The following is a 10,840-nucleotide window of genomic DNA, read 5'->3' as shown; positions in this document are numbered from 1 at the left end:
AGCTGGCGGTGGCGGCGGGGTACTACGACCAGGCGCACCACGTGCGGGAGTTCCGGGCGCTGACGGGGATGACGCCGGGGGCGTACGCGCGCGAGCAGCGGCAGGTCGGATTCGTACAATCCCCCGGCGAGGCGGATGCATAACGTAGGGGCCGTTTCCTTCTCCAGGCTCCAAAAAGAGGTCCATCCCCCATGTCCACCGCCCCGCAGCAGGCAGAGCAGCACCACCGCATCGACTACATCGAGCTTCCCGTGACGGACATCGCGGAGACGAAGCGTTTCTACGGAGCCGTGTTCGGCTGGCGCTTCGAGGACTACGGCCCCGACTACACGAGCTTCATGGACGGCCGGCTGAGCGGGGGCTTCGACCGGGAGCGGCCGGTGGGGAAGGGGGGCGCGTTGGTCATCCTGTACTCGAAGGACCTGGCGGCGACGCACGCCAAGGTGCGCGAGGCGGGAGGGAGCATCGTGAGGGACACGTTCGAGTTCCCCGGAGGCAAGCGCTTCCACTTCACCGACCCCACGGGCAACGAGCTGGCCGTGTGGTCCGAGCCTTGAGGCGCTGAGGTCATCCGCCAGAGCCTCGGGATTCCTATGTCCGGTCGACAGCTCCATCTCCTGCTGGCCGCCCTGCTCATGGGCTGTGTGCGGGGCCCCCGGCCCTCGCCGGTGCTCGTGGAGGACGACCGGTCCATCGCCTTCCCGGAGTTCTCGGACGATTCGGTCGTCGAGCTCCAGCCCGAGCAGCGCCCGTATGTGCTGGAGGGCGCGCTGCTTCAGGCGCTAATGATCGCCACGAACGACTTCCTGCCCCCGCCATCGAAGGACGTTCCCTGCCAGGACCGGCCAGAGGCCCAGCGGTATCTGGCGATGCGTCGCGGAGACCTCTTCTTCATCCACATCTCCGAGGATCCCGCTGCCTGCGGGAAGACCTACCCGGCGCTGGACTCAGGTGCCTGGTACGCCATCAGCAAGGATGGGCGGATCCGACGGCGTGTCGTGGACGGCAGGGCGGATGCGCCGACGGACGCGGGCGGTGGGGACTCCCAGGCCGTCCCCGCGGAACCCGGAGTGGCCCCCGCGCTGGACTCCGTCTGGAACGACCCCTCGCGGCCCTGGCCCGAAGGTCTGCGCGATGGAGGCAGCCCGGGGAGCTCGGATGCAGGCACCGGGCCCGCGGCTCCTCCGTAGGTCTCCCTGCTCCTCACTCCCGGTGCGCACGCCCTGAGCGTGTTCCGCACCGTGTGGTCGGCTGCCCCCCATGGAAGCAGCCGAGCCCCTTGTCTCCGCCCCAACAGTCGCCGCAGCCTCGGATACAGGGCCTGCCGGAGGATGGCTAAACCGTCCGGGTCGGGGTTCGTGCGCGCTCTTGCGCACGGCAGAGGCCGGCTGGTTTCTCCCTGGGAAAGTCGCTCTTGATCGCCACCGCAGCCGCCACCGTCCTGCACGTCAACGACTCCCCCGCGAGTCTCTACCTGGGCTCCTTCTCGTTGCGCCAGGCGGGCTATCACGTGCTGGAGGCCGTCACCGGCGGCGAGGCCCTGCAGGTCGCCTTTGATGGGCGCCCCGACGTTGTCGTGCTCGACGTGAAGCTGCCCGACATGAGCGGCTACGAGGTGTGCCGCCTCCTGAAGGCGGATCCCCGCACCCGCGAGACCGCCGTCATCCACACCTCCGCCACGTTCATCACGGCGGAGAAGAAGGTCATCGGCCTGCGCGCGGGCGCGGACGTCTACCTCACCCAGCCGTTCGACCCCGAGGAGCTGATCGCCACCGTGAACAGCGTCCTGCGCCTGCGCCACGTGGAGCGCGTGGCCCTGGCCAACGCGGCACGCCTGGAGGAAGCGGACCGCAAGAAGGACGAGTTCCTCGCCATGCTCGGCCACGAGCTGCGCAACCCCCTGGCCGCCATCTCCGCCGCGGTGCAGCTGCTCGGCCGGAAGGACTCGAACGGCCTGTCCGACGCGGACGAGCGCCGCCGCTCCATCATCGAGCGGCAGATCAACCACCTGCGCCACCTGGTGGACGACCTGCTCGACGTCAGCCGCATCACCCGGGGCAAGTACGCGCTGCGCCGGAGCCGGCTGGACCTCAACACCGTGTTGCAGCACGCGTTCGCCGCGGCCCGGTCGGTGATGGAGGAGCGCGGGCTCATCATGCGCGAGTCCCTGCCCGCCGAGCCCTGCTGGGTGGACGGCGACCGGACGCGGCTGGAGCAGGTCTTCACCAACCTGCTCGACAACGCCGCGAAGTATTCGCCCGAGGGCAGCGTCGTCACCGTGGGTGCCCACCGCGACGAGGAGCAGCGCGTGCGCGTGTCCGTGCAGGACACCGGCATCGGCCTCCCGCCGGAAGAACAGGAGCGCATCTTCGAACTCTTCGCGCAGCTGGACACGGGGCTCGCGCGCAGCCGGGGCGGGCTGGGCATTGGCCTGACGCTGGTGCGCCACCTCGTGGAGGAGCACGGCGGGCAGGTGGAGGTGTTCAGCGAAGGCCTGGGGCAGGGCAGCACGTTCACCGTCACGCTGCCCCTGCTGGCGGACGCGACGCAGCCGGCGCGGCCCGACGTGGCCCCGGAGCGCATCGAGCCGCGGAAGGGGGAGTGGCGCATCCTCCTCGTCGACGACAACCCCGACGCGCGCGAAGGCCTGCGCGAGATGCTCCAGATGTGGGGCCACACCGTCGCCGTCGCCGCGGACGGCCCCGAGGCCATCGCGATGGCGACCCCGGGCACCTACGACGTCATCATCCTCGACATCGGCCTGCCCGGCCTGAGCGGCTACGAGGTGGCGGAGGAGCTGCGCACCCGCGTGGCCGCGGACGCGCACCTCATCGCGCTCACGGGCTACGGGGCGCCGGAGGACCGGGCCCGCAGCGAGGAGGCCGGCTTCGACCTGCACCTCGTCAAGCCGGTGGAGTTGGTCGAGATCGGGCGCGTGCTCGCCCAACTGGGCCCGGTGAAGCGCGGCGCGCACCGACGGCGACCGGTGCGCGCGAAGAGCGCGTGAGGGCCGCCGCGAGTCGGCGCGGAGGGCCGCGCTCAGGGCGCCGGGACGCGCAAGCACCCGCATGCAAGACATTGGGAGTGATCCGTGGCGCTCACCCCCGCGGCTGGAGGCCCGTCGTCACCGGCTGCTGTCCGTTGCGCCCCGTCCACCACGCGCGGATCCATTCGCGCGCGGGCTTCTCCACGCGCTGGTACGCCAGCACGCTCAAGACGCCCATGCCCACCAGCAGCGCCACCACCGCCCAGGCCGACGTGGGCGAGGCTCCCAGCCGCTTGAGCACGGACTTCCACGCGAACATCACCGGCATGTGGAGGATGTAGAGCGCGTAGCTCGCCTCGCCCAGCAGCAGGAGGGGACGCGACGCGAGGACGCGCGCCACGCCGCCCCGGCTTCGGGGCAGCAGGACGATGAGCGCCGCGAACACCGGCGCCAGCAGCCCGTTGTGCAGGAGCGGGAAGGGCAGGGAGGGGCTGCCCATCAGCGCGGCAATGACAATCACCCCCAGCACCGACAGCACGACGGGCCGCGAGCGCGGGGCCTCGCTGGCGCGCAGCAGGAAGTAGCGGCCCGCGAGGATGCCCAGGAGGAACTCCGGCAGCCGTGCCAGCGGGTTGAAGCGCAACGTCAGCATCCACGGCCCGGAGTTGTACGCGGACGCCGTGCCTCCGGTGTGGTCCGGATCCACCAGCATGTAGAGCCCCGGCAGCGACAGCGCGAGCGCGTACGCCATCAGCGCCCCCACCGCGAGCGCCTTGGGGCCCAGCCGTCCCAGGCGCCCCGCGAGGAAGGGGAAGGCCGCGTAGAACACGGCCTCCACCGCCAGGGACCAGCCCGCGGCGTTCCACGCGAGCGCCGTCCAATGCACCCAGCTCTGGAGCAGCAGCGGCGCGAGCACCAGCGCCGCGCTCTCCCGCCACACCCTGTCGGGCTCCACCGCCCACGCGGTGTGCAGGCCCTTGAGGAACGCGGGCGCGGCGAGGGCGAGCCCCAGCGCGTAGATGGGATAGACGCGCGCGAAGCGGGCCACCCAGAACGCCGTGCGCGCCTCGCGCGTGTCGGGCGGGCGCTCCAGGTAGTTGTAGCCAAGGATGAAGCCCGACAGGACGAAGAAGAAGCTGACGCCCACGTACCCGCTGCCGATGAGCCCGTGCAGTCCCGGCGGTGCCTCGGTGGCGGTGAACACCAGGTGGTAGACGTGGTAGGCGACGACGTGCGCGGCCGCGAGGAACCGCAGCCCGGTGAGGGCGTCCAGGTGCTGCCGGGAAGAGGCCATGAGGGCCGCGAGTCTCGCAGCCTGGTTTTCATGCCTCAATCACCCCTGGGGTTGCCTGCCTGCTGGGGGCGCATCGCAGGCGGAAATCGGGGCGCCCGTTTGGCGTAGAAAGGGCCACATGCTCAGCCTGCGCAATCTGGTGAAGGTGTATCCGGGCCCCGTGACGGCCCTTCGCGGCGTGGACCTGGAGGTGCCCCGGGGGATGTTCGGGCTGCTGGGGCCCAACGGCGCGGGAAAGTCCACGCTGATGAAGATCCTCGCCGGCCTGCTGGAGCCCACCTCCGGCGAGGTGACGCTGGACGGCATGGACCTGGTGCGGCACCCGGAGGCCCTGCGCCCGCACCTGGGCTACCTGCCGCAGGAGTTCGGCTTCTACCCGTACCTCTCCGGCCAGGACATGCTGCGCTACCTGCTGGAGCTCAAGGGCGTCACCGCGCCGCAGGGCCTCAAGGCGCTGGTCGCGCAATTGCTGGAGCGCGTGAACCTCACGTTCGCGGCGAAGCGCAAGGTGAAGGAGTACTCGGGCGGCATGCGGCAGCGGCTGGGCATCGCGCAGGCGCTCGCGGGCAACCCGAAGCTCATCATCGTGGACGAGCCCACCGCGGGCCTGGACCCGGAGGAGCGCCAGCGCTTCTACCGGCTGCTCGCGGAGATCGCCCACGAGCGCACCGTGCTCCTGTCCACGCACATCGTGGAGGACGTGGCCATGCTCTGTCCGTGCTTCGCCGTCATCCGCCAGGGCCGCGTCGTCGCCATCACCAGCCCCAGCGAGGCGAAGGCCGCGCTCCATGACACCCTCTTCGAGGGCACCGTTCCCCCGGCCGACATGGCCCCCTTCCAGCAGGCCTGGCGCGTCACCCAGGCCGTGCTCTTCGAGGGCCGCAACCGCGTGCGCATCCACCTCCCGCATGGCACGCCCCCGCCCCCGGGCTTCGAGCGCACCACGCCCACGCTGGAGGACGCGTACCTGCTCCTGATGAAGGACGCGCCCGAGCCCACGGCCCCGGCTCAAGTCCAGGTCCCCGCGGTGAGCGCATGAACCTGTCCCGACTGGCCCGCGTGGCGCGCACGGAGTGGCGCCACCAGGTGCGCCGCCCGCTGTTCTGGGTGCTGCTCGTGTTGCTGCTGCTCGTCGTATGGGGCGTGTCGTCCGGCAACGTCACCATCGCGTCGGGCAGCTCCGAGGTGGGCGGCAAGAAGGCGTGGATGACCAGCGAGTTCGCCGTCGCGCAGACGGTGATGCTCCTCACCTTCCTGCTGTTCACCTTCTTCGTGTCGGTGGGCGCGGGCATGTCCGTCATCTCCGACGACGAGGCCCGGGTGCAGCCGCTCCTGCACACCACGCCGCTGACGCCCGCGGAGTACGTGTGGGGCAAATTCCTCGCGGTCCTGGGCGCCTACGTGCTGGCGCTCGGGGTGTTGATGGGGCTGCTCGTCTTCTTCCACCACGTCGTGCCGGCGGGGGACTCGGCGGAGTTCCGGGGGCCCTTCGCGCTGCGCCACTACGTGCGCCCCGTGCTGTGGTTCGGCCTGCCGCTCATCGTCTTCATGGCGGGGGCGGCCTTCGCCATGGGCGAGCGCACGCGCCGCGCGGTGCCGGTGTACTTCCTGCCGGTGGGGCTGTTCTTCCTCTGCGCCTTCTTCCTCTGGGACTGGTCGCCCGGCTGGTTGGATCCGCGCGTGAACCGGTTCCTGATGGCGGTGGATCCGGGCGGCTACCGCTGGCTCACGGAGACGTGGATCAAGGTGGACCGGGGCGCGGACTTCTACAACACGCAGCCCGTGGGGCTGGACGCGCTCTTCGTCACCAGCCGGTGCGTGCTCATGGCCCTGGGCCTGGGCGCGGTGGCGTGGAGCGAGCGCCACTTCCGCCGCGCGCTCCGGGGCGAGGTGAACGTGCGGACCTCGCGCGCCGCCCGCAACCGCCTCATCGAGCCGCCCCCCGCGCAGGTGGCGCTGTCGCACGCGGAAGCCCCGCTGGCCGCGCTGGGCATGGTCGTGAGGCCGCCGGGCTTCTGGGCGGGGCTCGCGACGGTGACGCGGGCGGAGGCGTGGGGCCTGCTGTCGCAGCCGGGGCTCTACCTGTTCCTGCCGCTCTTGCTGCTGCAGATGGTGTCCCAGGCCGCCACGGCGGTGGGCCCCTTCGACACGGAGCTGTTGCTGGTGCCGGGGCGCTTCGCGGTGCGCTCGATGAACCAGGCGTCGGTGCTCGTGTGTCTGTTGTTGATGTTCTACGTGGTGGAGTCGCTGGAGCGGGAGCTTTCGAGCGGCTTCTCACCCATCCACGACGCGCTGCCGGTGCGCACGCTGTCGGTGCTCCTGGGCAAGGCGCTGGCGAACGGGCTCGTCGCGGTGGCCCTGCTCACCGTGATGGCGCTCGCCGGCACGCTGGTGCAGGTGTCCCAGGGCCGGGTCCCGCTGTCGCTGACGCCCTACGTGGCGGTGTGGGGCCTGCTGCTCCTGCCCACGTTCCTCCTGTGGACGGCCTTCATCCTGGCCGCGCGCGCGGTGACGGGGGGCCGCTTCGGCACGTACGCGCTGGCGCTGGGCGCGCTGGGCCTCACGGGCTTCCTGGCCGTGCGCGAGGACCTCACCTGGGTGACGAACTGGCCGCTGTGGGACGCGGTGCGGTGGACCGACCTGGGCGCGTTCCAGGTGGACCGCGCCGCAGCCCATGCAGGCGGACGTGGACCTGGACGTGGACCTGGAGCCGGAGGCGGGCGCCTTCCGGATGAAGGGCACGTACACGCTGGTGAACCGGCATGACGTGCCGCTCGCGCGCTTCGCCCTCAGCGGGGGCGATGCGTGGACGGACGTGCGCTGGACGTTGGACGGGAAGGACGTGACGCCGGAAGACCGCGCCGGCCTGTATGTCTTCACGCCGTCCGCGCCGCTCGCGCCCGGGGCTTCGCTGAAGGTGGGCTTCCAGTATCAGGGCCGCGTGCCGGACGGGGTGTCTCGCGTGGGCGGCGCGCTCCGGGAGTTCATCCTGCCCTCGGGCGTGGTGCTCACGAGCGAGGAGCCCACGTTCGCGCCGGTGGTGGGCTACCAGGAGGAGCGGGGCGTGGACCGCAAGGAGAACCGCTACGAGCCGCGCGTGTACCCGGACGACTTCTACGAAGGGCCCACGGAGACCGCCTGGGGCAGCGGCCTGCCGTTCCCCTTCCGGATCCGCCTCTCCGGGCCGGAGGCCTACACGCTCAACTCCGTGGGCGTGCGCGAGAGCGACACGGTGAAGGACGGGCGCCGCACCACGGTGTGGCGGAGCGACCACCCGGTGAGCTTCTTCAACATCATCGCGGGGAAGTGGACCCGCGTGGAGGGAGAGAACACGACGGTGTTCCACCACCCGGCGCATGGGTTCAACGTGAAGGAGATGTCGCGAGGGCTGGAGGCGGCGCGCCGGTACTACTCGGAGTGGTTCCACCCGTTCCCGTGGAAGGAGTTGAAGCTGTCGGAGTTCGCCGGTCTGGACAACTACGCGCAGGGCTTCCCCACGAACATCACGTTCTCGGAGTCCATCGGGTTCCTCACGCGCACGACGCCGGAGTCGAATGCCGTATTGCTCGTCACCGCGCACGAGGCCGCGCACCAGTGGTGGGGCAACCTGCTCATCCCCGGCAAGGGGCCGGGCGGCAACGTGCTGTCGGAGGGGATGTCGCACTACTCGGCGCTGAAGCTCATCGAACAGCTGGACGGGCCGGAGGCGCGCGCGCAGAACGCGAAGCGGATGGAGGAACGCTACGGGAAGGACCGGCGCGTGGACGGAGAGCAGCCGCTGGTGAAGCTGGACGGCTCGCGCGAGGGCGACACGGTGGTCCTCTACGAGAAGGGCGGCTGGACGTTCTGGATGCTGGAGGAGCTGATGGGCCGGCCCGCGATGCACGCGGGGCTCCATGCCTTCCTCCAGCGGTACATGAACAACGAGGACCATCCCGTGCTGCAGGACTTCCTCGCGGTGATGCGTCCCTTCGCGCCGGACGCGGCGGCCTTCGACGCGTTCACCCGCCAGGCCTTCTTCGAGGTGGTGGTGCCCGAGTACCGCGTCACCGACGCGACGGTGACGAAGGAGGGCGCGCAGTGGGTGACCGCGGCGACGGTGACGAACGTGGGCACCGGCCGCATGCCCGTGGACGTGGCGGTGGTGAAGGGCGAGCGCACCGCCACGGACTTCCACGAGGCCCGGGTGCGGGTGGATCCGGTGGCGGGAGTCGCCGCGCGGGTGACGGTGCGGTCGGACTTCGCGCCGGAGCGACTGGTGGTGGATCCGGACGTGCGCGTGCTCCAGCTCCGACGTGAGCAGGCCCTGGCCCCGCTCACCGTGCCGTGACGCGATGACATGACACGCTGACAGGGGCGCGTCCGCGCGCTCCCGTCACGTTGTCACGGTGTCGGGTGCCAGGCCGTGCCGCTCCCTCTGGGGACGCGGTGGCACATCGCTTGCGAAGGGCTCCCAGCACGACGGACCGCGAGGGTCCGGATGCGTGACGGGGTTCGAGCACATGGTGACGATCCAGCAGTGGGGCCTGTTGCTGTCGTTGGTATCGACGTCGGTGTTCGCGGAGGAGGGCATCACGACGGGGACGTTCCCCGTGTCGCATCGCAACGTGGTGACGCTGTCGGTGCCCCTCCAGGGCCTGGACTCGCAGGTGGCGCTCGAAGGGGAGCACGTGCTGGGGGAGCGCGTCTCCGTGGGGCTGGGAGTGAGCGCGACCTGGGTGAACACCCGGTTGCGGGTGTCCCCACGATGGTCCGATCCCGTGGACGGGTGGAACAACACGCACCTGGAGCTGGGGTTGGCCCCTGCGATGCGCTTCTACCTGACGGGCACGGCACCGCGGGGCCTGTGGGTGTCGCCGCGCGTGGAGGTGGGCTACGGGATGGGCTCCACCACCTTCGTGGGAGCCGACAAGAACGACACGCGCTTCATCAACACCGAGTCGGACGCCTGGTTCCTGGGAGCCATGGGTGTCGTGGGCTACAGCGTGGTGCTGGAGCCTGGCTTCACCCTGCAAGGTGGGGTGGGCCTGGGTGCCCGGCGAAACGTCTCTTCCACCGGTCAGCCCATGGGGGCCTCGGACGGCAGCATCACCGTCGTTGACTACCGCGATACCCGGTGGACGTTCGCCGAGCGCCTCGTGCTCAACGTGGGCTGGGCCTTCTGATGCGTCCTCCCGAGCCTCAAGGGCTCAGGGCTCGCGAGGCTGCGCGCTCACGGTCCACGGCGTGCGCGTGGTGTCCACCAGCAGCAGCTGGAGGTCCCAGGCCCCGGGCGCGGCACCGGGCAGGTCGGTGGCCACGGCGAAGACGCGGGTGTCCGGCCTGGGCGTCACGTTGAAGCGCACGCGCGGCGCACGGTTGGCATCGTCCGACGGCACCACGCCCAGCGTCACGGTGCCCCCCGAGGGCAGCGGCAGGCCGTCCGGCGCGGTGGCGGAAGCGAAGGGCACGCCGAGGAAGGGCGCATCGGGCAGCACACGTCGCTCCGAGCCCAGCGGTCCCACGTCCACGGTGGGCGCGTCCGACGCCGCGTGCACCCAGCGCAGGCGCAGGTTGCGGGGGTCGTTCGCGAAGCGCTCCATGAGGGGCAGCACCGTGAACGCGGGCACGGAGGGACTGGAAGGCGAAAGGGAGCCCGCGGCGACCATCAGGTAGCGCTCACCGGGCACGAGCACCGGCGTCGTGGCCGAGGCCACCGGAGCCGTCGTGGGCCGCGAAGCGCCCGGCGTGCTCGCGAAGAAGTCCAATGCATACGTGCCCGGCGGCACCTGCAACGACGTGGACAGCGCGCCGTAGGGCAGGGCGTCGGACAGCTCGCGCTCGCCGGTGAAGAGGTCCAGCGCGGGCGCGTCCGGCGAAGCGTTCAGCACGTACAGCGTCGGGTTCTGCCGGAGGATGGCCAGGGTGCCGTCGCGGCCCGCGGTGAGCAGCGAGAAGCTGTCGCCCGCGCGCGCGGGCTCGGACACGAGGCCGGTGGCGACGATGAGCGTGTCGGTGCCGGAGCCGAGCGCGGGCACGGTGAACGACGTCAGCACCTTGCCCCCGTTGCCGGTGACGAGCCCCACCTGGAGCGCGGCGCCCGAGGACACCACCAGGGCCTGCTCACCGGAGTCCTGGAAGCGCCCGAGCGAAGCGACCTCCACCGAGCCGTCATTGCCCAGGTCGACGCCCACCGTCGGCGCATCCGAGCCCGCGTGGACGACGCGCACGCGGGCCTGTCCCTGATCCGCGGGCACCGTGTTGTCGCGCAGCAGCAGCGTGCGCAGCACCGCGTTGGAGTCCGTTGAACCGGCCTGGCCGGCGGCCACCACCGTCCAGCGCGTCCCGGCGTCCAGGCGCACCGGAGTGACCGCGACGGGTTGCGAGCCCGGGGCCGCGCCCGTGGGACGCAGCTCGACCGTCACGGCGCCCGGCTCCCGCGTGAGGTAGGGCGTGGTGGCGCCATAGGCCACGGCGCGGGCCACGGGCGTGGGATTGCCCGCGAGGTACACGTCCATCGCGGGCGCGCCTGGAGCGGCCTGCACGAGGCGGAACTGCGCGGTGGTGGGGGGCACGAGCAC

The 10,840-nt window shown here is 71.2% G+C and carries 9 protein-coding genes; 7 read left to right on the top strand and 2 right to left on the bottom strand.

Annotation, left to right across the window (positions count from 1 at the left end; genetic code table 11):
• Positions 1–191: 191 nt before the first annotated feature.
• From D7V97_RS32610 to D7V97_RS32600, 3 genes are all read left to right on the top strand, one after another.
• Positions 192–557 (top strand): VOC family protein, encoded by a 366-nt coding sequence (locus D7V97_RS32610; protein ID WP_120614529.1) that lies wholly within the window; start codon positions 192–194, stop codon positions 555–557.
• 36 nt (positions 558–593) lie between these two features.
• Positions 594–1,190, top strand: coding sequence for a hypothetical protein (locus tag D7V97_RS32605; protein WP_120614528.1), 597 nt, complete (start codon positions 594–596; stop codon positions 1,188–1,190).
• Positions 1,191–1,414: 224 nt separating this feature from the next.
• Positions 1,415–3,007 carry a response regulator gene (locus D7V97_RS32600; protein WP_120614527.1) on the top strand — a complete coding sequence of 531 codons (1,593 nt, stop codon included), beginning with the start codon at positions 1,415–1,417 and terminating at the stop codon, positions 3,005–3,007.
• Positions 3,008–3,098: 91 nt separating this feature from the next.
• Here D7V97_RS32600 and D7V97_RS32595 read toward each other — a convergent pair whose 3' ends face one another.
• The gene (locus D7V97_RS32595; RefSeq protein ID WP_120614526.1) at positions 3,099–4,280 is read right to left on the bottom strand and encodes an acyltransferase; all 1,182 of its coding nucleotides are present in this window, start codon (positions 4,278–4,280) and stop codon (positions 3,099–3,101) included.
• A 118-nt stretch (positions 4,281–4,398) separates the two neighbouring features.
• Between D7V97_RS32595 and D7V97_RS32590 the strand changes: the two genes are divergently transcribed.
• From D7V97_RS32590 to D7V97_RS32575, 4 genes are all read left to right on the top strand, one after another.
• Positions 4,399–5,319 (top strand): ABC transporter ATP-binding protein, encoded by a 921-nt coding sequence (locus tag D7V97_RS32590; RefSeq protein WP_120614525.1) that lies wholly within the window; start codon positions 4,399–4,401, stop codon positions 5,317–5,319.
• A complete protein-coding gene (locus tag D7V97_RS32585; RefSeq protein WP_120614524.1) occupies positions 5,316–7,046 on the top strand; it encodes an ABC transporter permease in 1,731 nt (576 codons plus the stop codon). The genes D7V97_RS32590 and D7V97_RS32585 overlap by 4 nt, the downstream gene beginning before the upstream one ends.
• The gene (locus D7V97_RS32580; RefSeq protein ID WP_120614523.1) at positions 6,955–8,610 is read left to right on the top strand and encodes a M1 family metallopeptidase; all 1,656 of its coding nucleotides are present in this window, start codon (positions 6,955–6,957) and stop codon (positions 8,608–8,610) included. Before D7V97_RS32585 ends, D7V97_RS32580 begins: the two co-directional genes overlap by 92 nt.
• Before the next feature lie 154 nt (positions 8,611–8,764).
• Complete coding sequence (locus tag D7V97_RS32575) at positions 8,765–9,445, top strand: hypothetical protein (protein WP_120614522.1); 681 nt, start codon at positions 8,765–8,767, stop codon at positions 9,443–9,445.
• Between the two features lie 24 nt (positions 9,446–9,469).
• On the opposite strand, the gene D7V97_RS32570 is transcribed toward D7V97_RS32575, so the two are convergent.
• On the bottom strand, positions 9,470–10,840 hold a 1,371-nt coding region (locus D7V97_RS32570), incomplete at its 5' end, for a DUF4397 domain-containing protein (RefSeq protein WP_147445063.1).

The sequence above is a fragment of the Corallococcus sp. CA053C genome (assembly GCF_003611675.1).
Taxonomy (GTDB): domain Bacteria; phylum Myxococcota; class Myxococcia; order Myxococcales; family Myxococcaceae; genus Corallococcus.
The sequence above is the reverse complement of the archived record's forward strand: the minus strand, read 5'-3'. Positions and strand labels throughout refer to the sequence as shown.